The organism is Massilia sp. CT11-108 (genome assembly GCF_047302915.1).
Taxonomy (GTDB): Bacteria; Pseudomonadota; Gammaproteobacteria; order Burkholderiales; family Burkholderiaceae_D; genus Telluria; species Telluria orientalis.
The window spans coordinates 1-302 of the sequence record NZ_JBKYMO010001430.1; the positions used below are offsets into that span (position 1 = coordinate 1).

The 302-nt window shown below is 52.6% G+C and carries 1 protein-coding gene; it reads right to left on the reverse strand.

Annotated elements, in window-relative coordinates; genetic code table 11:
* A partial coding sequence (locus tag ACEN88_RS35130; protein WP_413347044.1) for a glutamate--tRNA ligase family protein occupies positions 1-224 on the reverse strand: 224 nt, incomplete at its 3' end.
* Positions 225-302: the final 78 nt, after the last annotated feature.

Sequence of the window (302 nt, forward strand, 5' to 3'; positions counted from 1 at the left end):
TCCTTGAGGGGATTGGTATCGTCAAATCGGAGAATGAATTGTCCCTGGTACTGATCGGCCAAGAACCTGTTCAAGATGGCAGCCTTCAAGTGTCCGATATGAAGGTATCCAGATGGCTCAGGAGCTAGACCATCAGCACAGCTAGATTTAGGCGTGTGAAAGCTCGACTGACCGAACCTGACGACAACCTTTCCTGGAACAGCATTGGGCAAAACGACATCCACGCTCTCGATCCTCTTTGCCTTCTTGCCCTTCTCCAAGTCAGTCCTGGCCTTGACGAACGACTCGAGTGCGCCCCTGGG